Origin of the sequence: Streptomyces sp. NPDC014882 (assembly GCF_043081325.1) — a bacterium.
Taxonomy (GTDB): domain Bacteria; phylum Actinomycetota; class Actinomycetes; order Streptomycetales; family Streptomycetaceae; genus Streptomyces.
On sequence record NZ_JBIBWL010000021.1, the window covers coordinates 34,596 to 58,753 of the forward strand.

The 24,158-nt window shown below is 75.8% G+C and carries 20 protein-coding genes and 1 pseudogene; 13 read left to right on the forward strand and 8 right to left on the reverse strand.

All coding sequences use genetic code 11. From position 1 onward, the window contains the following. Positions 1–93: 93 nt before the first annotated feature. Complete coding sequence (locus ACF09K_RS32470; protein ID WP_392248916.1) at positions 94–564, reverse strand: hypothetical protein; 471 nt, start codon at positions 562–564, stop codon at positions 94–96. A 227-nt stretch (positions 565–791) separates the two neighbouring features. On the opposite strand from ACF09K_RS32470, the pseudogene ACF09K_RS32475 reads away from it, so the two are divergent. From ACF09K_RS32475 to ACF09K_RS32495, 5 genes and pseudogenes are all read left to right on the forward strand, one after another. Next, positions 792–1,043 (forward strand): annotated as a pseudogene (locus ACF09K_RS32475) (cation/H(+) antiporter); the annotation flags it as partial. Positions 1,044–1,086: 43 nt separating this feature from the next. Beyond that, entirely contained in the window at positions 1,087–1,359 is a 273-nt protein-coding gene (locus tag ACF09K_RS32480; RefSeq protein WP_392248917.1) for a hypothetical protein, read from the forward strand. A 338-nt stretch (positions 1,360–1,697) separates the two neighbouring features. Continuing rightward, positions 1,698–2,465, forward strand: coding sequence for a chitosanase (locus ACF09K_RS32485; protein ID WP_392248978.1), 768 nt, complete (start codon positions 1,698–1,700; stop codon positions 2,463–2,465). Positions 2,466–2,655: 190 nt separating this feature from the next. Beyond that, positions 2,656–3,105 carry an ATP-binding protein gene (locus tag ACF09K_RS32490; RefSeq protein WP_392248918.1) on the forward strand — a complete coding sequence of 150 codons (450 nt, stop codon included), beginning with the start codon at positions 2,656–2,658 and terminating at the stop codon, positions 3,103–3,105. A 290-nt stretch (positions 3,106–3,395) separates the two neighbouring features. Beyond that, positions 3,396–4,757: a DUF1254 domain-containing protein gene (locus tag ACF09K_RS32495; RefSeq protein ID WP_392248919.1), complete on the forward strand. Its 1,362-nt coding sequence runs from the start codon at positions 3,396–3,398 to the stop codon at positions 4,755–4,757. Positions 4,758–4,854: 97 nt separating this feature from the next. On the opposite strand, the gene ACF09K_RS32500 is transcribed toward ACF09K_RS32495, so the two are convergent. Then, a complete protein-coding gene (locus ACF09K_RS32500) occupies positions 4,855–6,180 on the reverse strand; it encodes a lipase family protein (protein WP_392248920.1) in 1,326 nt (441 codons plus the stop codon). Positions 6,181–6,506: 326 nt separating this feature from the next. Here ACF09K_RS32500 and ACF09K_RS32505 point away from each other — a divergent pair, with 326 nt between their 5' ends. Together ACF09K_RS32505 and ACF09K_RS32510 are read left to right on the forward strand one after the other, a co-directional pair. Then, entirely contained in the window at positions 6,507–7,559 is a 1,053-nt protein-coding gene (locus tag ACF09K_RS32505; RefSeq protein WP_392248921.1) for a helix-turn-helix domain-containing protein, read from the forward strand. Positions 7,560–7,828: 269 nt separating this feature from the next. Beyond that, positions 7,829–9,385: an MFS transporter gene (locus tag ACF09K_RS32510; RefSeq protein ID WP_392248922.1), complete on the forward strand. Its 1,557-nt coding sequence runs from the start codon at positions 7,829–7,831 to the stop codon at positions 9,383–9,385. A 268-nt stretch (positions 9,386–9,653) separates the two neighbouring features. Here the strand turns inward: ACF09K_RS32510 and ACF09K_RS32515 are convergent, their stop codons facing one another. Further along, the gene (locus ACF09K_RS32515) at positions 9,654–10,955 is read right to left on the reverse strand and encodes a phytase (RefSeq protein WP_392248923.1); all 1,302 of its coding nucleotides are present in this window, start codon (positions 10,953–10,955) and stop codon (positions 9,654–9,656) included. 179 nt (positions 10,956–11,134) lie between these two features. Beyond that, on the reverse strand, positions 11,135–11,782 hold the full coding sequence (locus ACF09K_RS32520) for an HAD family hydrolase (RefSeq protein ID WP_392248924.1): 648 nt from the start codon (positions 11,780–11,782) through the stop codon (positions 11,135–11,137). A gap of 143 nt (positions 11,783–11,925) precedes the next feature. Between ACF09K_RS32520 and ACF09K_RS32525 the strand changes: the two genes are divergently transcribed. The 5 genes from ACF09K_RS32525 to ACF09K_RS32545 all read left to right on the forward strand — a co-directional run bounded on the left by ACF09K_RS32525 (position 11,926) and on the right by ACF09K_RS32545 (position 16,922). Continuing rightward, complete coding sequence (locus ACF09K_RS32525) at positions 11,926–12,420, forward strand: hypothetical protein (RefSeq protein ID WP_392248925.1); 495 nt, start codon at positions 11,926–11,928, stop codon at positions 12,418–12,420. Positions 12,421–12,791: 371 nt separating this feature from the next. Next, positions 12,792–13,643 carry a restriction endonuclease gene (locus ACF09K_RS32530; protein WP_392248926.1) on the forward strand — a complete coding sequence of 284 codons (852 nt, stop codon included), beginning with the start codon at positions 12,792–12,794 and terminating at the stop codon, positions 13,641–13,643. Between the two features lie 192 nt (positions 13,644–13,835). Then, entirely contained in the window at positions 13,836–14,324 is a 489-nt protein-coding gene (locus ACF09K_RS32535; protein WP_392248927.1) for an SRPBCC family protein, read from the forward strand. Beyond that, positions 14,317–15,942 (forward strand): phytoene desaturase family protein, encoded by a 1,626-nt coding sequence (locus tag ACF09K_RS32540; protein WP_392248928.1) that lies wholly within the window; start codon positions 14,317–14,319, stop codon positions 15,940–15,942. Before ACF09K_RS32535 ends, ACF09K_RS32540 begins: the two co-directional genes overlap by 8 nt. A gap of 101 nt (positions 15,943–16,043) precedes the next feature. Continuing rightward, positions 16,044–16,922: an SDR family oxidoreductase gene (locus ACF09K_RS32545; protein WP_392248979.1), complete on the forward strand. Its 879-nt coding sequence runs from the start codon at positions 16,044–16,046 to the stop codon at positions 16,920–16,922. A gap of 220 nt (positions 16,923–17,142) precedes the next feature. On the opposite strand, the gene ACF09K_RS32550 is transcribed toward ACF09K_RS32545, so the two are convergent. Continuing rightward, positions 17,143–18,330, reverse strand: coding sequence for a spore photoproduct lyase family protein (locus ACF09K_RS32550; protein WP_392248929.1), 1,188 nt, complete (start codon positions 18,328–18,330; stop codon positions 17,143–17,145). A gap of 109 nt (positions 18,331–18,439) precedes the next feature. Continuing rightward, positions 18,440–19,579 (reverse strand): PP2C family protein-serine/threonine phosphatase, encoded by a 1,140-nt coding sequence (locus ACF09K_RS32555; protein ID WP_392248930.1) that lies wholly within the window; start codon positions 19,577–19,579, stop codon positions 18,440–18,442. A 405-nt stretch (positions 19,580–19,984) separates the two neighbouring features. Between ACF09K_RS32555 and ACF09K_RS32560 the strand changes: the two genes are divergently transcribed. After that, on the forward strand, positions 19,985–20,209 hold the full coding sequence (locus tag ACF09K_RS32560) for a hypothetical protein (RefSeq protein ID WP_392248931.1): 225 nt from the start codon (positions 19,985–19,987) through the stop codon (positions 20,207–20,209). A gap of 231 nt (positions 20,210–20,440) precedes the next feature. Here ACF09K_RS32560 and ACF09K_RS32565 read toward each other — a convergent pair whose 3' ends face one another. Together ACF09K_RS32565 and ACF09K_RS32570 are read right to left on the reverse strand one after the other, a co-directional pair. Continuing rightward, the gene (locus ACF09K_RS32565) at positions 20,441–22,561 is read right to left on the reverse strand and encodes a SpoIIE family protein phosphatase (protein WP_392248932.1); all 2,121 of its coding nucleotides are present in this window, start codon (positions 22,559–22,561) and stop codon (positions 20,441–20,443) included. Between the two features lie 152 nt (positions 22,562–22,713). Further along, the gene (locus ACF09K_RS32570; RefSeq protein WP_392248933.1) at positions 22,714–23,916 is read right to left on the reverse strand and encodes a cysteine desulfurase-like protein; all 1,203 of its coding nucleotides are present in this window, start codon (positions 23,914–23,916) and stop codon (positions 22,714–22,716) included. Positions 23,917–24,158 lie beyond the last annotated feature (242 nt).

Genomic DNA, 24,158 nt, shown 5'->3' on the forward strand with positions numbered 1-24,158 from the left:
GGAGGACCGGAGACCCGGGCCGGGTCGAGGACAGGGAACCCGGCCGTCTCGGCCTCCTGAGGGCGGCCGCGGCCGTCCCGTGCGGTACCCCGCTCAGTCCCACAGCGGGTAGGTCATCACCTTCGTGAACTGTTCGGGCCGCTGGGCCGGGTACTCCAGCGTGATGCGGCCGTAGCGCTCCGTCTGCGGGTCCTTCTTCCAGGGCTGCGCCCTGTCGAGCCGCACGATCACCGGGTACGAGTGGAAGGTGCCGGCCGCGCAGTAGGGCTTGCAGTCGTTGACGACGTTGACGCCCGTGGCCTTCGCGGACCTGGCGTCCCACCGGACCCACTTCAGCGAGGCGAGACGGCTGTTGCCGTCGCCGCAGGCGAGGATGAAGTCGTCGGGCCGCACCTGCGGGTGCCACAGGCAGTCGACCAGGACGGGCGGTGCGCTCTGGCGTGCGACGGGCCGGTCGGCGGGTGGTGACGCGGCGGGCGCGGCCGAGGCCGTCCCGACCGCCGCGGTGAGTCCCAGCGCCGCACAGAGCAGCGCCGCCGTCCTCGTCGTCCTGTGTCCGCGCATGACCGCTCCCGCCCGTCTCGGGACCAGGGCCGCTCCCCGCGCCCGTGAAGGTTCTCCACCGACGCTACGACGACGAGCCGACCAGGACCACTCGAACGGCCCAGCGGCGGCGCGAGGACGCCGCCACCGCCGACGACGCCGCCACCGTCGCCGACCAGGCCTTCGACGCCGACGCCGATGCCCCCGCCCAGCCCGTGGACGGCACGCGGGGGCCGCGCGTGCGGGACCTCGCGGCGATCGGCGTCGGCCTCATCCTCGCCGGCACCCCCTCCGCGCCCCGCAGCCGCCGACTGGTGCACCCCCTCAGGGACGCCTTCGCGGCGATCTTCTTCCTCGCCTTCGGACCGGCCATCGACCCCGGTGACTTCGCGGTCGTCCTCGTCCCGGTGGCCGTCGCCGTCACGCTGACCGTCGTCATGGACGTGGCGGCCGGCCGCATCGCCGCCCGCCCGTACGGCCAGGCGGTTCGGCCGGCGGCGGCTCGACGGGCCGTTGTCAGTGCCGGGTGCGAAGCTGCTGGTCATGGACGAGGCTGACTTCATGCGGGGCCGGGTCTACGGCGCCGACCACGAGGATGCGGCACCCCGCCCGGACCGCGAGTACGCGGAGCTGGTGGGCGGCCCGCTGGACGGGCTGCTCCTGGACGTCACGGACCGCCCGGACGGCGACCTGCACGAGGTGGCGCTGACGACCGAGATAGGCCGCTACGGCCCCGGCGGCTGGGCGCTGTACCAGGAACGCCCCGGAGGCGCCCGCCGCTTCGACTGGCGGGGGGACGCGCCGGCCGCCCCCTGAGGCTCATCGGGCGACAAGGCGACAAGGCGACAGGCTGACGGAACGGCGGGGCGGCGGCCGGCGAGTGGCGGGGCCGGCAGGCGGCGGGGCGGCGGGGCGGCGAGCCGGGGCTTGTCCGATCGCACGAACCTTCTTCCGCGAGGGTTACCTCCCGCGGCCGCACTTGGTAGGAAACCTTCCTGTCAGTTGCACGCGGCTCCACCTCCGTCCACCCCCCCACTTCCCGACGGGAGTCACCTGTGGTGCACACGCCCCCCGGCGCGCAGGACCCGACCACCGCCACGAGCGCCGGCCCGCCCGGCGCCTCCCGCCGCACGGTCCTCGCCCTCCTCACCGCGGTGACGGCGGCGCCCCTCCTGGTTCCGCCACCCGCGTCCGCCGCCCCCCGACTCCGCGCGGCCGTCGGGCTCGACGACCCGGCGAAGAAGGAGATCGCCATGAAACTGGTGTCGAGCGCGGAGAACTCCTCGCTCGACTGGAAGGCCCAGTACCGGTACATCGAGGACATCGGCGACGGCCGCGGCTACACCGCCGGCATCATCGGCTTCTGCTCCGGAACCGGCGACATGCTCGACCTCGTCGCGCTGTACGCCGCCCGCGCACCCGGCAACGTGCTCGCCGGGTACCTTCCCGCCCTGCGGGCGGTCGACGGCACCGACTCCCACGCCGGCCTCGACCCGGACTACCCGCGGGACTGGCGCACGGCGGCCCGGGACCCGGCGTTCCGGCAGGCGCAGGACGACGAACGCGACCGCGTCTACTTCGACCCGGCCGTCCGCCGCGCCAAGGCCGACGGCCTGCGCGCCCTGGGCCAGTTCGCCTACTACGACGCCATGGTCATGCACGGCGAGGGCGGCGACGCCGGCTTCGACAGCATCCGCCGGCGCGCACTGGCCGGGGCCAGGACCCCGGCCCGGGGCGGCGACGAGACGGCGTACCTCGACGCCTTCCTCGACGCGCGCGTGTGGGCCATGAGGCAGGAGGAGGCGCACAGCGACACCAGCCGCGTCGACACCGCCCAGCGCGTCTTCCTCCGCGAGGGCAACCTCGACCTCCGAACGCCCCTGGACTGGAAGGTGTACGGCGACAGCTACCACCTCGGCTGACCACGGCGCGCCCGTCCCGGCCGGCGTCACCGCCGTCCCGCGGTGGCGCCGGCCGGGACGGGACGCACGGCACCGGACGCCGGGACCGGGGCCGCCGCGGCACCGGGCGAAAGAGTGGTGCGGCTGGGGCGTAGGAGTCGGATTCAGGGGTATGCGCGCGGTCATGAACGGGGTAATGAAGGCGGTCCGCATGGAACCTGTCCCTCCCGACGAGGGTCTCCCGGGTCCCGCGCGGAGCCGGATCGAGAAGACGGTGGCCCTCGACGGGCAGAGCGGCTGCATCGCCGGCGCGCGGGAACTGACGGGTGATTTCCTCGCGCGCGCGCAGCGTGAGCACGGGGTGCCGGTCTCGGCCCGCACCCTGGACCTCTCGCAGCTCGTGGTGAGCGAACTGGTGACCAACGCCCTGCGGTACGCGCCCGGCCCGGTCCTGCTGCACCTGCGCATCGTGGAGGCCTCCGTGGAGATCGCCGTCTGGGACAGCGACCCGGCGCTGCCGGTGCCGCGCGGGGCGGATCCGACGCGGGTGGGTCAGCACGGCCTGGAGATCGTGATGGCCGTGGCCGAGGCCGTCGACGTCGTACCGGAGCCGGTCGGCAAGCGGATCGTCGCCCGGCTCGGCCTGCTCGACGGCCTGTAGGCGGCGGTCGGGCGCGGGCCCCGGGGAGGTCCGGGAGGAGGAGCCGGGGGAGGTCCGGGGCGACCGTGGTGCGCGGTTGCCGGGCCCCGACCGCGGTGATCTACTCGAAGAGGCAGGTCACCCGAACGGAGCAGCCCGCCGGGTCACCCGGCGAGGCGCGGTGCGCGGAGCCGCCCGTCGGCCCCCGGGAGATCCGGCGGTGCGTCAGCAGCGGTTGCCGGCTCTCCCCGCCGGCGGGTGGTCGGGCGACGTGCCGCCCGACCACCCCTCCAGAGGGAAGGAGCGCGGTGATGGCGACCGCGACCACCGACAGTCCCACCCGGCCACCGGGCCACGACTGGCGTCAGGAATACGCCTACACCCTCGGTGAACAGGCCTTCGTCTACGGCTTCCCCTACCTCTACAACGCCCGGCTCCGGCACGGCTGGATGACACAGGAGCCGGCGACGGAGATGACGCCGCACTCGGCGGTCGGCCACTTCTGGCACGGGCGCCACCTCTTCGACGCCTCCGACCGGGAAGGCCGGGCCCCCAACAACGACACGCTCTATTCGGTCGCCTGGGTCGACCTGAGCGAGGAACCGGTCGTCCTCTCGCACCCGGAGATGGGCGACCGCTACTTCACCTTCGAACTGGCCGCCGTCACCTCCGACAACTACGACTACGTCGGCCGGCGCGTCACCGGACCGCACGCCGGTTCCTTCGCCCTCGTCGGCCCGGGGTGGCAGGGCGACCTCCCCGCGGGAGTGCGCCGCACGGCGACCTCCCCCAGCCCCTGGATCATCGTCCTCGGCCGCACCCTCGTCGAGGGCGAGCACGACCTGCCCGCCGTGCACGCGCTGCAGGACCGCTACCGGCTCACCCCGCTCCACCTCTTCGGCCGTGCGGACGCCGACCTGCCGGAGCGCCGCGACGTGCTGGTGCCCGCCGACCCCGCGCGGGATCCGCTGGCGGCGTGGAAGACCCTCAACGCGATGCTTGCCGAGAACCCGCCGCCGGCACACCACGAGATCCTGCTCCGGCAGTTCGCGGAGATAGGCGTGGGGCCCGGCCTTGACGTCGAGGCACAGCCCGAGCCGGTCAAGCAGGGGCTCGTCCGCGCCGCCGACGCGGGCATGGCCCTGCTCGAGGAGCAGTTCCGCAGCGGCGACTGGGCCCGGACGATCAACGGGTGGCGTTATCCGCCCGCGGAGCTGGGCCGCTTCGGCGACGACTTCGTCAAGCGGGCCGCGGAGCAGGCCCTGTTCGGTGTCGCCGCCAACGACGTCGAGGAGACGGTGTACCTCGTCGCCTTCGAGGACGACGAAGGCCGGAAACTGTCCGCGGGGCGCTACGAGATCCGCTTCGAGCCGGGGAGGCTGCCTCCCGTCGACGCGTTCTGGTCCCTGACCGTGTACGACGCGGACCGGAACCTGGTCGCCAACCCGATCGACCGCTACTCCGTCGGCGACCGCACCCCCGGACTGCTCACCGACCCCGACGGCGGCCTGACCCTCTTCCTGCGGCCCGACCCGCCGGGCCCGGAGCGGGCGGCCAACTGGCTGCCCGTACCGGAGCGGGGCGAGTGGTTCTCCATGCTGCGCATGTACCTGCCGCGCCCGGACGTCGTCGACGCACGCTGGCAGTGCCCGCCGTTCCGCCGCGTCCCCTGACGTCCGCCGGCCCGCCCCGGGGCGCTCGCCGCCGGGGTGCTTCCCCGGCGGCGAGCGGCCGAACGGACATGACCGCGGGGGCCCTTCAGGCGCTTCCTCAGGGCTTGTAGGGAAGCACCGCGCAGTCGGAGCCCGCGGGCCGGCCCTCGAGGCGGTCGGTCAGCCAGGAGATCGCGTCGCCCTGGTCGGCGAGCAGCGGGGCGAAGTGGTTGAGCAGGGCGTTGCCCAGCGGCAGCAGGACGACGGGCTTGTAGGTGACGTCCGCCCCCTTCGCGCACCACGCCACGGCCAACCCGCGGGCCTGTCCGTGCGGTACGAGGTTGTCGGCGGTGCCGGTCGCCACCCGCACCGGGGACGCGGGCCTGAGCCCGCCGATGCGCTGGTCGGCCAGGAACGACTCGAGCGCGGGCTCCTCCTCGATGATGGCGCCCAGGGGGCGCCCGTCGGTGGTCCAGGCGCTGCTGCGCGCCGAGTTGTAGGCGAGGAGGGCGTCCCCCACGCACATGGTGGACAGGTCCTTCAGGGCCGCCTTGCCGGCGGCGCTCAGGTGCGCCTCCGCGATCGGCCTCAGCTCCGGGTCGGACTCCAGGAAGCCGTTGACCGACCAGCCGAGCGCCCCGGCGAGGTCGCTGCCGTCGATGGCCGCGGTGACGGCCACCAGGTCGGCGGGCGGCGCTCCGGAGTAGGTGCCGGCGAGCGGGACGTCGGGAGCGTACGCGGGCTGGAGCTCGGCGGCGGCCGCGGTGGCCCCGCCGCCCTGGCTGTAGCCGAACAGCGCCACCCGCGAGCCCGCGGTGAGGGACGTCCCGTCGAGGGAACGGGCGGCGCGGACGGCGTCCAGCACGGCGTGGGCCTCGTCGACCCGGTTGACGTAGGTGTGCAGCCGGTCCGTGGCGCCGAGGCCGGTGTAGTCGGTGACCACGACGGCGACCCCGCGGGCGAGCAGCCGGTAGACGGCCAGGTTCTCGTAACCGACCGACACCGTCCGACCGTTGAGGACGAGCGGGCGTTCCAGGCCGAGGGACGCGGCGCACTGGTCGCCCTGCCCCATGGTGCCGGGCGCCACGACGACCAGCGGCCGCGCCCCCGTGCCCTTCCAGGCGGCCGCGGGTTCGATGTAGGCGCCGGTGACGGCCGTCGGCCGGCCCGCCGAGTCCGTGGACCGGTACATCAGGCGGGTCGCCCGCCCGGGCAGCGGGCCGTCGATGCCGGGCAGGCTCAGGGCGAGGGGGAGCCGTTCGGTGCGGATCAGCGCGCCGTCGGCGGCCGGCAGCGAGGCGGGCGGGGTGTAGAAGGCGGGAAGGGTGACGCCGCGGGAGACCACGGGTTCGGCCGGTGTCGCGGCGGAGGCCGGGACGGCTGTCGTGCCGAGGCAGGCGGCGGCCGTGACGGCCGCGGCGAGCAGACGGGCGGGGGCGGGCATGGCAGACCTCCGGTGGGGAGCGGGGAGGCCGAGCCTGACGCTGCGGCTCGGGTGGCACACGGCCCGGTGAGGACGGACCGCCCGGCACGCGGCGCCGGTCGTCCACCGCCGCCGCGTGCCGTGCTCGGAACATGCGCGGAGCATTCCCGGAACGTTCTTGGACGAGTTGTCAGGACGGTAGCGGCGCGGGGGTTACCCGGGGTAGCAGTCAGGAGGTTACGGTTCGGTAATATGGCGTCGGAGGACGGGAACGCCCCCGCCGCGCTCGCGCCGGGGCCCGCCGACCCCCCCAACGTCCCCGGTCACCGGTGTGATTGACTGCGCGCGTGGTGCACGAGTCGGTCTTCCGGACCCAGGACCTCCCGGCGGCCGACCGGTTCGAGGCCTGGATCCAGCGCATGGGCCGCACCCACGCGCCGATGCGGCTGAGCAGCGAGCGCGCCGCGGACTACGACGGCTCCCAGCGGGCGATCCTCCTCGGTGACGTCACCGTGTGGCCCGCCACCTTCGACCCGCTCGTCTTCCACCGGACCCCGCGGCTCATCCGCGCCTCCGACCCCGAGCTCTACCACCTCTCCCTGCTCCTCAAGGGCGAGGGGGCGGCCAGCTGGGGCAGCAGCCGGCAGGCGGTCTACACGATGAACGACTTCCACATCAGCACCTCCTCGCGCCCCTTCGAGATCCACACCGGCGCCGACCCCGTCACCATCGTCGGGGTGGAGATCCCCCGCGCCCAGGTGCCGCTGCCCGGCCGGCACGCCGACCAGGTGAGGGGACGCCGCATCTCGGCCACGGAAGGCATCGGCGCGCTGCTGGCGCAGTTCCTGCTCCGGCTCGCCGCGGACACCTCCTGCTACCGGCCCGCCGACGGACCCCGCCTCGCCACCGTCGTCACCGACCTGGTCTCGGCGGCCTTCGCGCACGCCCTCGACGCCGACCCGGACCTGCCGCCGGAGAGCCGCGACCGGACCCTCGCCCTGCGCGTCAAGGCGTTCGTCCGCCACCACCTCGGCGACCCCGAGCTGACCCCCGCGACGATCGCCGCCGCCCACCACGTCTCCCGCAGCCACCTGTACCGCCTCTTCCGGGCCGAAGGCCTCACCGTCGCCTCGTACATCAGGGACCAGCGGCTGGAACACGCCCGCCGCGACCTCCTCGACCCCGCCCGCAGCACGACGCCGATCCACGCCGTCGCCGCGCGCTGGGGCTTCCCGCGGGCCGCCGAGTTCACCCGCGCCTTCCGCACCGCCTACGGCCTCCCGCCCAGCGAACTGCGCGCCCGCGAACACCCGCGGCCCGGCCCGCCCGGAGACGCTCCGCCAAGCGAGCGGGGACGCCTCGCCAACGACACGGCCCCCGGCCCCGGCGCATCCTGGTGACCCCACGGCGGCGGACCGCCGCCGGAGCCGGGGGAGGCGTGCCAGGACCACGGGGGAGTCCTGGCACGCCGGTGCCCGGTGCCCGGTGCCCGGTGCCCGGTGCCCGGCGCACGGGCCCGCGCCGGCGGGCCGGGCAACGGCCCGGCGGGCGGCCCCCGGTGATCGAGTGGTGACGGTCCGGGCGGCGGCGTACGGTCGAACGGTGAACACGACGGTGGGCGCGCTCGTCCACCGACCCCCAGGGGCCCGCCCCGTGCGGGCGACACGCCATGAGTTCCTCTCCGCAACCCACTTCCGCGTCCCGGACCTCCGCCCGCCCCGCGGGCGGTGACGGAAACGCGATGGCGCTGTTCGTCATCGCCTCGTGCCAGCTGATGGTGGTCCTCGACATCACCATCGTGAACATCGCGCTCCCGGACATCCAGCGCTCCCTGGACTTCTCCACCACCAACCTGTCGTGGGTGGTCAACGCCTACACGCTCACCTTCGGCGGACTGCTGCTGCTCGGCGGCCGGGTCGGGGACATCCTCGGACGGCGGCGGGTCTTCGTCTTCGGCGTGCTGCTGTTCGCCCTCGCCTCGCTCCTCGGCGGGCTCGCCCAGGGTCCCGGCCAACTCCTGGCCGCCCGGGCCCTCCAGGGCGTCGGCGGGGCCATCGCCTCCCCGACCGCCCTCGCGCTGATCAGCACCACCTTCCGCGAAGGACCCGAACGCAACCGGGCGTTCGGCGTGTTCGCCGCGGTCTCGGCGGGCGGTGGCGCGATCGGACTGCTCGCCGGCGGCATCCTCGTCGAGTGGCTGGACTGGCGCTGGGTCCTCTTCGTCAACGTCCCCATCGGTCTGCTCATCGCCCTCGCGGCACCCCGCTGGATCAGGGAATCCGCACGCCACCCCGGCCACTTCGACATCGCCGGCGCGGCGACCTCCACCGCGGGCATGGTCCTGCTGGTGTACGGCTTCATCCGGGCCGCCCAGGACGGCTGGCGCGACGCGCTCACCCTGGCCTCCTTCGCCGGGGCCGTCGTCCTCCTCGCCGTGTTCGTCACGGTGGAGAAGCGTTCCCGGCAGCCGATCACACCGCTGCGCATGTTCGCCGACCGCAACCGCGCGGGCACCTACGGCATCATGCTCTGCCTGGCCGCCGCCATCTTCGGCATGTTCTTCTTCCTCACCCTGTTCGTGCAGAACGTGCTGGACTTCAGCCCCCTCCGCGCGGGCCTCGCCTTCCTCCCGGTGAGCGCGGTCATCGCGGTCGGCGCGGGACTGGCCTCCCGGTTCCTGCCGACGTACGGCCCCAAACCGTTCATGGTGGCCGGCGCGATCCTGGCCGCGGCGGGACTGGGCTGGCTGACCCTGACCGACGTCCACTCCACCTACGCGGGCAGCGTGCTCGGCCCGATGCTCGTCTTCAGCCTGGGCATGGGCATGGAGTTCGTCTCCCTGACCCTGATGGCGCTGTCCAACGTGCCCGCCCGGGAGACCGGCGCGGCCTCCGGGCTGCTCAACGCCACCCAGCAGGTGGGCGGTTCGCTCGGCCTGTCCATCCTGGTCACCGTGTTCGGCACGGCCAGCGGCAACGAGGCGGACACCCAGGTCCCGGCGTTCCTGTCCCAGGCCACCCCGGCGGAACGCCTGGGCTTCCGGCGCACCGGCGAACTCCCGCCGCCCTGGGGCGACGAGGTCCTGACCGCGGGCGTCTCCGCGGCTTTCGTGACGGCGGCCGTCTTCGCGCTGGTCGCCGCCCTGATCGCCCTCGTCGTGATCCAGGTCCGCCCCTCGGACCTCGAACGCCTCAAAGGCGACGGAGCGGGGCCGCCCGGCGGATGAGGCACGGCCCCGCGGCGCGGCCGCACGCCGGCCGAGTGCCCGCGCCGGGTGCCCGCGCCGCGGGGCCGGCTTCGCCGAGGCCGCCGCGGAGACCTTCGCGCGCTGGGAGGCGCACAAGGACGACGGAACGGTGACCGGCGCCCGGCTGATCGCCGACCTGCGCCGGACCGGCCCGGGCCGAACCGGGCGGCGCGCGGAGCCCGACGCGCCGTGAAAGGCCCGGGTGCGGCGGGACGGGAGCCCCGTCCCGCCGCACCCGGGCGTCGGCTCAGTCGTCGAGCGCCGTCAGGACCTCGCGCAGGTCGACGAACTTGAAGTTCGTCGCCGGGCGGCCGTCGGCCCGTCCGGCGTCGTCGTGACCGTCCTGCACGACGAGCAGACCGCCCGGGAACCTGCGGCCCAGCGGGGCGGCGAGCGCCGCGGCGCCGTCGCACTCCTCCGAACCGTCGGGGCCCGCGGCGGTGGCGGCGACCCGGAAGCCGCCCTCGTACTCGTTGTCGTCGCCGCGCTCGCGGTCGTAGGCGGCGAAGGTGTCGTCGCCCTGGCTGGAGGCCAGCAGGTAGCCGTCGCCGTCCGCCTCGGCGACCAGGGTCAGGCCCTCGACGTCCGCCGTGATCCGCGTGCCGCCGTACCCGGGATCGGCGCCGCTCACGCACTCCTCGGCTGCCTCGTCGTAGGTGCCGGGGACGCCGTACTCCCGCACGGTGTCGACGAGTCGGGGCGTTCCGGTGAGCGTGGCGGGCATCCGCCAGACGCCGACGTCCTCCTGGCCCGCGTACAGCGTGCCGTTCGCCGGGTCGACGACCATGCCCTCGACCTGCGGCAGTTCGCCGGGCTCCGCGCACGGCGACCAGGACGTGCCGTTCGGCAGGCGGAAGGAGGACGGCAGGTCCAGGGTGCGGACCTTGTGGTAGCCGACCCGGCCGCCGGCCTCCGGCGTCAGCTCGAGCAGGGCGATGGTGGTGCGTTCGCGCCGGCTGACGAGCGCGTAGGTGCGGCCGCTCGCCCTGTCGGTCCAGGTGGCGAGGCCGTACGCGGTGCGCTGCTCGTTGATCTCCGCCTGGCCGGCGGAGAAGACCGGCGCGGCCGCCGGGTCCGTGACGTCCGAGAGGGGACGGCCGGGCGAGGAGGGGTCGATGCGGTAGATCCGCAGCCGGTCGTTGCCCCGGTCGGTGGTGACCGCGAGGTCGGCGCGCCCGGTGGACAGCTTCAGGCCCCGCACCACGTCCACGTTGTTGTAGCGGCCGGGCGCGTCCTCGGGACCCGGTCCGGCCGGCGCGGCGAGCGACTGCACGAGCCGGGCGCCGAGGTCGTACACCCTCAGACCGCCCTCCTTGGCGGTGGCGACGACCAGGCTGGCGTCCGGGTCGGCGGCGTTGCGCCAGATCGCCGGATCGTCCGCGTCGGAGTTGCCGCCCGCCTCGTCGTCGTACAGGGCGGGCGTCTCGACGCGCGGGAGGACGGCCGGGAGGGCGTCGTCGTCCTCGGCGGAGGCGGGAAGTGCGGCGGTCAGGGCGAGCGACGCCGTGAGGAGGCACACGGCGAAAGCCCTCGGAAGCGATCCGGCCACGTCGGCCTTCCTTCGATGGGGGACGGGGCAAACGTGACGATCTTGGTGGTGCGGGGGGACGGCGGGGCGGCGCGGGGGTGAAGGGCGGACGCCGACGAGGGGAACAACCGCCGTGCGCGGCCCGCCGGAGCCGCCGGGCCGGGGGCACCCCCTCTGGAGGAGGGGCTTTCGAAACACCCCTACGCCGGGGAGTGGGCGAGCAGGTGGTCCACGGCCCGCGGGACGTCGGCGACGCGCTGGTGGGGGACGGTGAGTCCCTCGGGCCAGGGCCGCCCCGTCACCCAGATCGTCCGCAGGCCCGCCCGGTGGCCGCCGCGGATGTCGGTCTCCGGGTTGTCTCCCGTCATCCAGTCGCCCGCGCCGATCTGGGTGCCGCAGCGTGCCGCCGCCAGTTCGAAGAGGCGCGGGTCGGGCTTGCGGACGGCGATGTCCCCGGAGGCGGCGATCCCGTCGACGAGGTCGGCGAGTCCCGTGGCCCTGATCTTGGCGCGCTGGATGTCGGAGGACCCGTTCGTGGCGACACCGACGCTCCAGCCGCGCTCGCGCAGCCGGGCCAGGCCGTCCAGCACCTCGGGACGACAGGTGACGGCGGCCGCCATGCGGTCGACGTACACCCGCCACAGGTGGTCCGCCGACTCGCCCAGCCCGAACGCGGCGCGCAGCCGCGCGAAGTCCGACCGCTCGGCGCGGTCGGCGAGTTCGGTCAGCAGCCACCGCTCGATCTCGGGCCCGTACGCGTGGTCGTGGCAGAGGTCGGCTATGGCGTCGGCGAAGGCGGACGTACGGTCCACCAGGGTGCCGTCCAGGTCGAAGAGGGCGAGGCGCATGAACGGGACCCTACCCAGGCGCGGGCCCCGCCCGGTCTCGCCCGCCGCTGCCCCACCTCGTCCGGCCCCGTCCGGCCCCGCCGCGGGCGGCACGCGGGCGCCGTGGCGGGTTTGCGGTGTGAGGGAGCGGCAACGCGAAGTCCATGACTGAAGCGAACACCGACACGAACGAAGAGCGCGCCGCCAAGCGCGCGACCGCGACCAAGGCCCAGCGCGCGGCGGACAAGGCGACCGCCCCCGCCGAGCGCGCCGCAAAGGGCGCCGCCGGCAAGGCGGATGACGCCGCGTCGGCCGCCGGCTCCGGGGCCGGGCGCGCCGCCGGGAAGGCGGCCGGTGCGGCGCAGGGCGCGGCCCGTGGCGTCGAGGCGGGCCGTCAGGCGCTCGTGGCGAGGACCGGTCAGGTCGCGGCCACGGCCAAGTCCGCCACCGGTCAGGTCGCGGCCACGGCCAGGACGGCCACCGGGCAGGTCGCCGCCACCGCCAAGACGGCCTGGACGGTGATCGCCCACCGCAAGCTGATCGCGGCCGGGGTGGGCGCGGGTGTGACCGCGCTCACGGCCGCGTCGTACGCGGTGGGCCGCCGCTCCGGCCGCCAGACCTTCGGCCCGATCACCCGGCTCACCGGCGGCCGCATCTGACGCCCCGCACGCGCGGTGGGTCACACCCCGGCACGTCCGGGCCCACCGCGCGGAGCCGGGGACGACGCCACCGGCCCGTCCCGGCGGACCTCTGCGACCGGTCGTCCCGCGGTCCCGGCGGACCTCTGCGACCGGTCGTGCCGCCGTCCTCCTGGACTTCGGCGGCCGGTCGTGCCGCCGTCCCCGTGAACCCCGTTGACCGGTCGCGCCCTCCTCGGGCGCGGCCCGGGTGACCGGTCGCGTCGTCGCCCGCGCGCACCCGGTCGCCACACCCGCGCACCGGACCGGGGACCGGTCACGATGAACCGCCCCAGCCGGGGCACAAGCCCCGAGTGATCTTCACCGAAGGCCGCTTGGGAGGAACCACCGCCGTGACCGTACCCACCCGCCCGATACGCCCCGTGCGTCGCCGCCGCCGCTTCGACCTCCGCACGACGGCCCTGTTCTTCGTCCTCCTCGCGCTCCTCCTGACGCTCGGGGGCATGATCGCCCGCACCGCCGCCGCCGCGGCGGAACGCCGGCCCGCGTGGGCCGTGACCCTGCTCGTCCTCGGCGTCGCCGCGACCGTCGCCTGCTACCGGGGCCGACGCCGCTGGTCGGCGCGCAGACTCGTACGGCACGCCACCGAGGCCCTCGAGGAAGCGGCCGAGACGGCCGTCGACGCGCTCGCCGAGCCGCCGGCCGCGGCCGTCCCGGCGGGCGTCGTCGAACCGGCGGGCATCGCCGGCCGGCCGGGGATCTCCGACCCGGCCCCGCCGTCCGGCGCCGACGGCACGGCGCGCACCCTCGTCATCGGGACGGCCCCCGTCGCGGACGCCGCGTGCGTCACGGACTACTACGCCCTGGATCCCGACGAGTTCGAACAGGCGATAGCCGGCCTGTGCGCCCGCGACCACTGCACGGACGTCGAAGTCGTGGGCGGCGCGGGCGACTTGGGAGCCGACGTGCTGGCGGTGGCACCGGACGGGCGCCGACTCGTCCTCCAGTGCAAGCGCTACGGCGACGGCAACAAGGTCGGTTCACAGGATCTGCAGCGCTTCGGCGGCACCTGCTTCACCGTCCACGAGGCCGACGTCGCCATCGTCGTCACCACCAACGACTTCACGGCGCCCGCCGTCGAGTACGCGCAGCAGTGCGGCATCGTGTGCGTGGACGCCGAGGCACTGCTCGCCTGGCACTCCGGCACGGGGCCCCGCCCGTGGGAACAGGTCGGCCGGGGCTGAGGCCCGGAGCCCCGAGGGCCGCGGCACCGGGGCCACGAGTCGGCACCGGGACCCCGAGGGCCGGCACCGGAGCCCACGTGCCGGCACCCGCGGCTTCACGGACGTATCGGAAATTCCTCGCCGTCATCCCGGTTCGCCGTCCCCGGCGTGGGCACTTGGCGGTGAGCGAAGGACGAGCAACAGGAGGTCGTCGTGGCGGTCCGGCATCGGCTCATCAAGACATCCCCGCGGCGGGTGTGGACCGTCCTCTCGGACGGTGACCGGTACGCCGACTGGGTGGTGGGCACCGCGGAGTCCACCCCGGTGCGGGGCCAGTGGCCCCAGGTGGGCGCGGAGATCGGCTACGAGGTCCGGATCGGACCCGTCCGCCTGGGCAACCGGACCGTCGTGCGGCGCTGCGAGGAGGGCACCGCCCTGGAGCTCGAGGCCCGGGCGGGCGCGCTCGGCACGGCGCGGATCGCCATCGAGCTGCGGCCCTGGGGGGAGCACTGCCTGGTGATCGTGGACGAACACCCCCTGCAAGGGGTGGGCGGGGCCCTGCACAACGTGGGCGTGGAGGCGCTGATCCAGCTCCGGCACCGCGCGATGCTCGCCCGGCTGGCCGACGTGTGCGAGAACGACGCGCGGGACACCGGACCGGGGCCGGTGCCGGTGCGGGCGCACGGCGGCGCCGATGCCTGACGCCGTGGTGATCGGGGCCGGGCCCAACGGACTGGTGGCCGCCAACCTGCTGGCCGACGCCGGCTGGAGCGTGACGGTCCTGGAGGAGCAGCCCGGACCCGGCGGAGCGGTGCGCCACGACCGGGAGGTGGACCCGGACTTCGTCAACGACCTCTTCAGCTCCTTCTACCCGCTGGCCGCCGCCTCCCCGGTGGTGTCGGGCCTGCGTCTGGAGGAGCACGGCCTGCGGTGGAGCCACGCCCCCCACGTCCTGGCGCATCCGCTGAGCGACGGCAGGTGCGCGGTCCTCGACCGGCGGATCGACGTCACCGCCGCCTCCCTCGACGCCTTCCACGACGGGGACGGCGCCGCCTGGCGCCGGCTCCACGACATCTGGGAACGGCTGCGCCCCGACGTCCTCGACGCCCTGTTCACCCCCTTCCCGCCGCTCAAGGCCACCAGGCGGCTCGCCCTGCGACTGCGCGCGGCGGGCGGCCTGCGGCTGGCCCGCACCCTGGTGCTCCCGGTGCGGCGCATGGGCGCCGAGGAGTTCCGCGGCGAAGGCGGCGGGCTCCTCCTCGCCGGGAACGCGCTGCACGCCGACCTCGCCCCGGAGGCCGCCGGCAGCGGCGGCTTCGGCTGGCTGATGTCCATGCTGGGCCAGACGTACGGCTTCCCCGTCCCGGCCGGTGGCGCCGGCGCCCTCACCGACGCGCTGGTCCGCCGGCTGCGCGCCCGCGGCGGCACGCTGCGCTGCGGACTCCGGGTGGACCGGGTCGTCGTCCGCGACGGACGGGCGGTGGGCGTGCGCACCGCCGACGGCGGCACCGTCCCCGCCCGCCGCGCCGTCCTCGCGGACGTCTCCGTCCCCGCCCTCTACGGCGAGCTGGTCGAGCCCGAGCACCTTCCGGGCCAGGTGCTGGCCGACCTGAGGCGGTTCCAGTGGGACTTCGCCACCTTCAAGGTCGACTGGGCCCTCGACGGCCCCGTGCCCTGGCGCGCCGAGCAGGCCGCGCGGGCCGGCACCGTCCACCTGGCCGACGGGATCGACGAACTCACCCGCTTCGCCGCCCAGGTCGCGATGCGGCAGGTCCCCGACCGCCCGTTCTGCCTGTTCGGCCAGATGACGACGGCCGACCCGTCGCGGTCGCCCGGCGGCACCGAGTCGGCCTGGGCCTACACCCACGTACCGCACGAGGTGGCCGCCGACGCGGGGGACGAGGGCCTCACCGGCGCCTGGGACCCCGGGGAGCAGGAGCTGATGGCCGACCGGGTGGAGCGCCAGGTCGAACGGTTCGCGCCGGGCTTCCGGGCGCTGATCCGCGCCCGCCGCGTCCTCGCCCCGCCCACGCTCCAGGCGCTCGACGGCAATCTCCACGCGGGCGCCATCAACGGCGGCACCGCGGGCATGCACCAGCAGCTCCTCTTCCGCCCCCTGCCCGGCACCGGACGGCCGGAGACACCCGTGCGCGGACTGTTCCTCGCCTCCGCGGGCGCCCATCCGGGCGGCGGCGTGCACGGCGCCCCGGGTGCCAACGCCGCCCGCGCGGCGCTGCGGCGGCGCCGGTCGCCGGGCCTGTCCGGGCTCCAGCGCGCCCTCACCCACCGGGACCGCACGGGACACGCACGACCCGACTGAGGACGACAGGCAGCCGACGAACGGAGCACGCCGTGGCGCACAGCCACCGGAAGACCGCGGCCCACGACACCGTGACCCGCGAGGGCGTGGCGCACCGCGCCGTGGCGCACAGCCCCCTGGAGAACCGCACCGTCGTCGTCACGGGCGCCGCGCGGGGCGTGGGCGCGGCCCTCGCCCGTGCCCTCGCCCGCCGCGGCGCGCGCCTGGCCCTGCTCGGCCACGAGCGGCCGGCCCTGGAGGCGGTCGCCGCCTCGCTGCCCGGGCCGGCCCTCGCCGTGGAGGTGGACGTCACCGACGAGGCGGCCCTGCTGGAGGCCGCCGAGACCGTCCGCGCCCGGCTGGGCCCGCCGTCGGCCGTCGTCGCGAACGCGGGCATCGCCGAGGGCGGCCCCTTCGGCGGCACCGGCATGGCCTCCTGGCGCCGCGTCGTCGACGTGAACCTCGGCGGCAGCGCCCTCACGGCCCACGCGTTCCTGCCCGACCTGCGCGAGACGGCGGGCTACCACCTCCAGATCGCCTCCCTGGCCTCCCTCGGCGCCGCCCCGCTGATGAGCGCCTACTGCGCGTCCAAGGCCGGCGTGGAGGCCTTCGCGCACGCGCTGGGGGCCGAGGAGGCGCACCACGGCGTGGCGGTCGGCATCGCCTATCTGAACTGGACCGACACCGACATGATCCGGGACGCCGACCGGCACGCCGTGCTGCGCGAACTGCGCGCCCACATGCCCGCCCCCGCCCGGCGCGTGTATCCCGCCGAGACCGTCGCCGAGGTCCTCGCCCGCGCCGTGGAACGCCGCAGCACCGCGGTCTACGTGCCCGCCTGGCTGCGCCTCGCGCAGATCGCGAGGGCCGCGCTGCCGCCGCTGGTGCTGCGCGTCGCCCGGCGCGAACTGCCCCGGCTGGAGGCCGAGGAGCCCTTCCGCCCCACGGGGCTGCTGGGCGCCGGCGGCCGCGCCGACCGGGACGCCCGCCCCCTCTCCTGACCCCCTCGGCCACCCCTCCGCGACCGTGTGACCGGTGCGGCTCGGCTTGGCCCGGTCCGGCGCGCCGTCGCTCGCCCCGGTCCGGCGCGGCCCGGTCCGGCTCGGCGTGGCTTGGTCCGGCTCGGCGTGGCTTGGTCCGGCCCGGCGTGGCTTGGTCCGGCGCGGCCCGGTCCGGTCCGGCTCGGCCCCACCCGGTCGGCCCGGCCGGACCCGGCCCCGTTCAGAAGGCGTAGCGGATGCGCAGCCACGGTGCGTGGGCGCCGATCAGGTCGCGCAGGGCGTCCAGCGCCTCGGCCTTGACCTGGTTGCGGTAGCGGACGTTCAGCGCGCCGTTCTCGGAGCGCTTCGCCTGCTGGAGATCCGGCCGCCACAGCACCTGCTCGGCACGGGGATGCCAGCCCAGGTTCACCTCGTGCAGCTCACGGTTGTGGGTGAGCATGATGACCTCGGCGGCCGCCTGCCGCTTGACCCGCTCGGGCAGTACGTCGTCCAGCCGCCGGAGCAGTTCGGCCCAGTCCTCCCGCCAGCCCGGCCGCAGCACGACGGGGGAGAAGTTGAAGTGGACCTCGTAACCGGCGTCCAGGAAGTCGGCCGCGGCGGCGATCCGGGCGGCGACCGGCGAGGTGCGCACGTCCAGGAGACGGGCGTCGGCCTCGGGCATCAGGGAGAACCGGATCCGGGTCCGGCCCCGCGGCTCCAGGGCGAGCAGGTCGGGGTTCACGAACTTCGTCGCGAAGGACGCCTTCGCGGTGGGCCAGCGGCGGAAGGCGCGCACCAGGTCGGCGGTGTTGTCGCAGACGAGGGCGTCCACCGAGCAGTCGCCGTTCTCCCCGATGTCGTACACCCACGCCGTGGGGTCGCACTGGTTGGGCTCCCGCTTGGGGCCCTGCCGCGCGATGTGCCGGCCGAGGTGGGCGATGGTCCGGTCGACGTTGGTGAACACGGTGATGGGGTTGGCGTAGCCCTTGCGGCGCGGCACGTAGCAGTACGCGCACGCCAGGGCGCAGCCGTTGGACGGGCCGGGCGCGATCCAGTCCGCCGAGCGCCCGTTGGGGCGGGTGGTGAACGTCTTGCGCTCGCCCAGCACGAGGGTCTCGCCCTTGACGCGCACCCACCGCTCGACGTTCCCCTCGTTGCCGTGCAGCCCGGGAACGCGCCAGTGGGAGTCGATCTCGACCAGACGGGCGCCGGGGAAGCGGGCGATGATCTCGCGGCCGCGCGCGGAGGCCGCGGCGGCCGGTTCGGCGTGGATCTCCCGCACGGGCAGCAGCCGGCGCGCCGTTCCGGAGTCGCGAAACGATGAGGGGGCGTGGGGGTGGGCGCGGGCGGAGGGCGGGGGCGGTTCGAGGGCGTCGAGTCCGAACAGCGCGTCGGGATCGCCGTCCGGGCCGACCGGCGGGGCGGGCATGCGGGCTCCGAAGGGGTGACGTGCGACCACGGGCGTACCACTCTACGCATTCCGGGCGGAGGCCCGCCGTGCGGCGGACGCCCGCCGGGGCGGAGCTCCTCGGGGTCCGTCAGCCGGCCCCGGTGCCCGGCCGCCTCCGCAGCACCAGCAGCGCCGTGTCGTCGCCCGGCGTGCCCGCCGTGTGCCGGCGCAGGTCTTGGTGGACGGCCGCCGGCAGGTCACCGGGGCGGACGTCGTCCCAGGCCGCGGTCCGGTCCTCCAGCGGGTAGAAGACCCCCGACGGATCGCGGGCCTCGGTGACGCCGTCCGTGCACAGCAACAGCGTGCCGTCCCGCGGGAAGGTGAACCACTCGACCGTGCGGGGCCGCGGGGACAGGGCGTCGAGACCCAGCGGGACGCACGGCTCGCCCTTGAGCACCGGACCGTTCCGGTCGCTGTGCAGCATCAGCGGCGCGACGTGGCCGCAGTTGATCGCCTGGACCTCCGGGTCCGGGCCGATGCCGAGGACCAGCGCCGTCACGAACCGCTCGTTCTCGCCGGCCTGCGCCGCGAAGGAGTTGTGCCGCAGCACCGCGTCCTCCAGGGCGTCGACGACGGCGGTCAGCGTGGGCTCGGCGACGGCCGCCTCCCGGAAGGCGCTGAGCACGGAGAAGGCCGCGCTGATGGCGGGCAGTCCCTTGCCCTGGACGTCGGCGATGAAGACCCGGCTGCCGTACGGCGAGGACACCACCTCGTACACGTCGCCGCCCACCCGGCTGTCCTCCTCCACCGGCTGGTAGAGGCCGTGCACGATGAGCTGGTCCGTCATCAGCGGGAACGGGCGCAGCAACTGCCGCTGGAGCGCGGCCGCGGCGGACCGCAGCCGGGCGATCTCCCGGTCGCTGCGGATCCGCTGGGCGGCCCGCGCGACGCTCAGCCCGTTGAAGACGAGGGCGAAGACGACGGTCGCCGCCACCGCGCCGACCGTGTCGTCCGCGGTGTCGAGCAGGGCCGCGGCGATCATCACCGTGACCCAGGCGGAGGCGACGGCGGTCTGGCGCACGCTGCCCCGCCCGGCGATCAGGGCGGGCAGCACCACGAGGAAGGGCGCGAGCCTGGTCTCGCGGTCCAGGAAGACCCCGATGACCGCGAGCAGCACCGTGACCGCGACGAGCCAGAACAGCACGACCCGCCACCGCAGCGGCGGCGGCGCGCCACGGCGCTCCCCGCCGGCCGCCCACGCCCCGCCCGGTTCTCTCGACGCGCTCACCGTCTCCCCCGCTCCGTGCCCGGCCTCCGGCGTCCCGCCCGGCACCGGCGGCGGGAACACCCTTCCCTTCAATATCCGCCTCCCGCGCCGAGCCCGCCGGTCGCGGCACGGCGACCGCACGAGCACGCCCGCCGTCCCGCCCGCGGTGCCCGGCGCCCCGCCGACGCCGGCAACGACGTCGGCAACGCCGTGGGGACGGCGTCGTCGGCGCGAGGCCGTCGTCGCGGTGCCGCGCGGTGGCGGCCCGCGATTGCCGCGCCCCGGTCCGGCGGCCCGCCCGGGCGGTCGGTGTCGCCGGTGTCGTCCAGCAGGCCGGGCACCCCGCCCCCCGACCGGAGGCCGCCCCGGTCGGGCAGGATGTGCACCGGGGGCGTCCGGTCGGCGGAGCCGGGGAAGGAGCGGTGCGTGAGCGAGGAGCCGGGCCGCGCGTGGACGGCCATGACACCGGGGGACTTCGACCGGGAGGCGCCGCTGCGGCTGAACGTCCGCACCGGCGGCGCCGCCGTCCCCGCCGAGCCGGACGAGTGCGGGACGGCGCCCCTCTTCGGCGACGAGACGCCCGCCCGGCGGCCCCCGGCCCGGCCCCGGCGGCGCGACGCCACGACCCACGAGCAGGAACCCCTGTTCTGACCGGTCGGCCCGTACGGCCTCCCCGGCCGGTCGGCCGTGGGTTCCGGACCGGCGGCCGTCCGGTCCCGCCGTCGCGTTCCCGCCCGCCCCGCGACGCCGTGCGCGCCTCACCGGAGGGGAGGGCCCCCTCCGGCAGCCCGGGCGGCAGCCCGGGCCCCGGCCCGAGCGCGTCCGGCCGGTACGAGGGCTTCGGGCGGCCGGCCCCCTCACCCGGGTGAACGACGCCGCGGGTCAGTACGCCCGGGGGCGGTCCGTGAACCGCAGGACCAGGAGGGCCACGTCGTCGGTGCGCTGCCCGGCCGTGCCGGACGTCCGCAGCAGGGTGTCGACGAGCTCGTCCAGGTCCCGGTCGTCGGCGCGGTCCAGGTCCCCGGCGAGCCGGTTCACGGAGTCCTCGAAGTCGACGCCCGGGGTTTCGATGAGACCGTCCGTGTAGAAGGCGAGCGTCATCCCCGGTACGAGCGGGATCCGCGTGACGGGGAACTCGGCGTCGGGGTCGATCCCCAGGGGCGGGCCCGGCGGCACGTCCAGGGGCCGGGTGGCGCGGCCCGGCAGCCGCAGCAGGGGCGGCGGGTGCCCGGCGCTGGCCAGCGAGACGCACCCCCCGCCGAAGTCGAGACAGGCGTAGAGGCAGCTGGTGAACAGGTCGGGGGAGAGGTCGGTGAGGAGCCGGTTGGCTCCGGCGAGGACCCGGTCCGGGGAAGCGCCGAGGGCCGTGTGGGCGTGCACGCCGATGCGGACCTGTCCCATCAGCGCGGCGGCGGCGACGTTGTGGCCCTGGACGTCGCCGATGACGGCGGCCGCGGCGGCGCCGTCCAGGCGGATCAGGTCGTAGAAGTCCCCGCCGATGTCCATGCCGCGGGTGGCGGGCAGGTAGCGGGCCGCCACCCGCAGACCGTCGACCGAGGGCAGCGCGCGCGGGAGCAGCGCCTGCTGGAGACCGTGCGCGACGTCGTGCTTGGTGTCGTACAGCCGGGCCCGGTCCAGGGCCTGGGCGACGAGTCCGGCGAGCGAGGTCAGCACGGCGCGCTCCGCGGCCGGGAAGTCGTGCGGGTGTTCGTAGGACAGGACGCAGACGCCGACCGCGCGGCCCGAGAGGGTCAGCGGCAGGAAGGCCCAGGCCTGTTTGCCGCTGATGCCCGGCGCCTCCGGGTAGACGCGCCGCATGTCCTCCGTGTTCGGGAAGAACGCCGGGATGCCGCTGTCCAGGGCGTGCCCCGCCGGGGTGAGCCCCGTGTCCAGCGGCAGCGCGTCGAGATGCTCGACGGTCTCCTGCGGGTAGCCGCGGTGCCCGATGATCCGCAGCCGGCCGGCCTCGGCGGTGGACAGCACCATTCCCTGGGCGCCGAAGGCGGGCATGATCTGGTGGGCGACCAGGTCGACCACGTCCTGGACGCCGACGACCTCGGTGAGCGCGGCCGCCAGATGCGTGAGCTGGTAGAGCTGCCCCATCCGGGCCGGCGCGCCGCTCACCGGCCGGCGGGGCGCCGACAGGGCCGGAGCCTGCTCGCCGCTGGGGACGATCCGGACGCTGATGCCGCTGTCGTCCGGGTAGAGGTGGAACTCCAGCCACTGCCCCGGCGGCCGGCAGGCGGTGAAGGACACGGGGGCACGGCTGAGCACCGCGGCGCGGTAGCGGTCCTCGTGGACGGGGTCGTCGAGCCAGCGCAGCGACTGCCACGGCAGGGTGCCCAGCAGTTCGCCGGCGTCGTGCCCGAGCAGTTCGCACGCTCCGGAGCTGAGGTAGGTGAAGCGGCCCTCCAGGTCCAGGGCACAGCTGCCGCCGGGCAGCCGCTCCACGAAGTCGGCCGCCGCCATCGCGGGTCCGGCGTCCCGGCGCCCGGTCCCCGCGGGCAGCACCCGCGGCCGGCCGGCGGCGGCCCGCGGCCTGCCGCGCCCGGCGGCCTCCTCGAGCAGCCGCGCCAGCCGCCGGCAGCTCGACATGATGTTCCCCCGCTCGCGCCCGGTCACGTACGGGGGGCGGGTGGTCGGCCACATCAGCAGCAGGGCTCCCCAGCGGCGCACACCGGTGACCGGCGCGGCGGCCAGCGCCAGCGGGTAGGGGAGCGCCATCGCGGTGCGCGGATAGGACCGGGCCATCTCGCTCTGGCCGCCCACCCACACCATGCGCTCCTCACGGACCGCGTCGGCCACCGGCGCCGGAGCCGTCGTCGACACGTGCGTCCACGGTTCGGCCAGCCCGACGGGTGCCCCGTACAGCGCGTCGAGGGAGAGCACCTGCTCGTCGGGGGAGAGCAGGTAGAGGGCGCCGATCGACGCGCCGGTGCGGCGTACGGTCTCGGCGAACGCGGCGTCCAGGCCGTCGACGGCCGGGTCACCCGGGTCGGTCACGAGGCACCTCCGGCAGGGCAGGGGAGCCTCCCGCACGGCCGCAGGCGGCTGCCGGTTCCCCGCACGGCGCGGCACACCCCCGCGGGACGTGCCGCACCCCTCCCACCGAGGACGCTACGCCGATCCGGGCCGCTCGGCACGCCCCCCGGGGCTCACCCGAGGAGGGCGAGCGCCTCCAGCAGCCGGTCCACGTCCTCGGCGGAGCTGTACGGCGCCAGTCCCACCCGTACGCCGCCCTCGGCACCCAGCCCGAGGTGGCGGGACGCCTCCAGCGCGTAGAACGAACCGGCCGGCGCCTCCACCCCGTGCCCGGCGAGATGCCGGGAGACGTCCGCCGGGCGGTGACCCGCCACCGTGAACAGCAGCGTCGGGGTGCGCCGCGCGGCCCGCGAGTACACCGTCACCCCGCCGATCTCCGAGAGCCCGGCCTCCAGGCGCTCCCGCAGCGCCTCCTCGTGGACCTCCACCGCCGCGAAGGAGGCGGCCAGCCGCGCCCGGCGGTCGCCGTCCCCGGCGTCCGGCACCAGCGCGGCGAGGACGTCCACGGCGGCCCGGACCCCGGCCAGCAGCTCGTACGGCAGCGTGCCCAGCTCGAAGCGCTCGGGGACGGTGTCGGCGGACGGCAGCAGCTTGTCCGGCCGCAGGGACTCCAGCAGGGCCGCCCGGCCGGTGAGGACGCCGAGGTGCGGACCGAGGAACTTGTACGGCGAGCACACCAGCGTGTCCGCGCCGAGCGCGGCGAGGTCGACCGTGGCGTGCGAGGCGTAGTGCACGGCGTCGACGTGCAGCAGCGCGCCCGCCCGGTGGGCGAGCTCGGCGACGGCCGGGATGTCGGGGCGGGTGCCCAGGAGGTTGGACGCCGCGGTGACCGCCACCAGCCGGGTGCGCGGGGACAGGACCTCCCCGATCCGCTCCGGGGCCAGTTCACCGGTGCCCGGGTCGAAGTCCGCCCGGCGCACGGTCGCGCCCACCGCCTCGGCGGCCTGGATCCAGGGCCGTATGTTGGCGTCGTGGTCGAGCCGGGTGACCACGACCTCGTCGCCGGGGCCCCAGGTCCCGGCCAGGGTGCGGGCGAGGTCGTAGGTGAGCTGGGTGGCGCTGCGGCCGAACACGACGGTGCCCGGGTCGGTGCCGAGCAGGTCGCCCATCGCCCGGCGGGCCGCCAGCACGATGTCCTCGGCGTTGCGCTCGCCCTGCGTGACGTGCCCCCGGTTGGCCAGCGGGCGCGCCAAGGCCTCGGCGATGGCGTCGATCACCGGCTGCGGGGTCTGGGTGCCGCCGGGCGCGTCGAAGCGGGCCGTGCCGGATGTCAGGGCGGGGATCAGCGCGCGGATCGCGTCGACGTCGAGGGGCATGCGTACTCCTGCGGGGCGAGGGGGTGGACCGGACCGGGGCGCGTTCCCGGCCGGACCGGGAACGCCCAGGCATGATCGCAGCCCTCCCCGGCGCGGGGTGCGGGCACCCGCCACGGGACCGGGCACGACCGGGGTGTGCGGAACCGTTTCGTGGGCACACGTGGTCCGTGCGAGGCGGGGCGGTGCGCCTGGGGAGGTCGGCACCGCCCCGCCCGACTCGTCCGGACCGACTCGCTCCACCC

Excerpts from the sequence above, each read along its gene's own strand:
- ACF09K_RS32510 (WP_392248922.1), top strand. The coding sequence starts at position 7,829 with ATGAGTTCCTCTCCGCAACCCACTTCCGCGTCCCGGACCTCCGCCCGC.
- ACF09K_RS32480 (WP_392248917.1), top strand. The coding sequence starts at position 1,087 with ATGGACGAGGCTGACTTCATGCGGGGCCGGGTCTACGGCGCCGACCAC.
- ACF09K_RS32525 (WP_392248925.1), top strand. The coding sequence starts at position 11,926 with ATGACTGAAGCGAACACCGACACGAACGAAGAGCGCGCCGCCAAGCGC.
- ACF09K_RS32500 (WP_392248920.1), bottom strand. The coding sequence starts at position 6,180 with ATGCCCGCCCCCGCCCGTCTGCTCGCCGCGGCCGTCACGGCCGCCGCC.
- ACF09K_RS32470 (WP_392248916.1), bottom strand. The coding sequence starts at position 564 with ATGCGCGGACACAGGACGACGAGGACGGCGGCGCTGCTCTGTGCGGCG.
- ACF09K_RS32490 (WP_392248918.1), top strand. The coding sequence starts at position 2,656 with ATGGAACCTGTCCCTCCCGACGAGGGTCTCCCGGGTCCCGCGCGGAGC.
- ACF09K_RS32570 (WP_392248933.1), bottom strand. The coding sequence starts at position 23,916 with ATGCCCCTCGACGTCGACGCGATCCGCGCGCTGATCCCCGCCCTGACA.
- ACF09K_RS32550 (WP_392248929.1), bottom strand. The coding sequence starts at position 18,330 with ATGCCCGCCCCGCCGGTCGGCCCGGACGGCGATCCCGACGCGCTGTTC.
- ACF09K_RS32520 (WP_392248924.1), bottom strand. The coding sequence starts at position 11,782 with ATGCGCCTCGCCCTCTTCGACCTGGACGGCACCCTGGTGGACCGTACG.
- ACF09K_RS32540 (WP_392248928.1), top strand. The coding sequence starts at position 14,317 with ATGCCTGACGCCGTGGTGATCGGGGCCGGGCCCAACGGACTGGTGGCC.
- ACF09K_RS32495 (WP_392248919.1), top strand. The coding sequence starts at position 3,396 with ATGGCGACCGCGACCACCGACAGTCCCACCCGGCCACCGGGCCACGAC.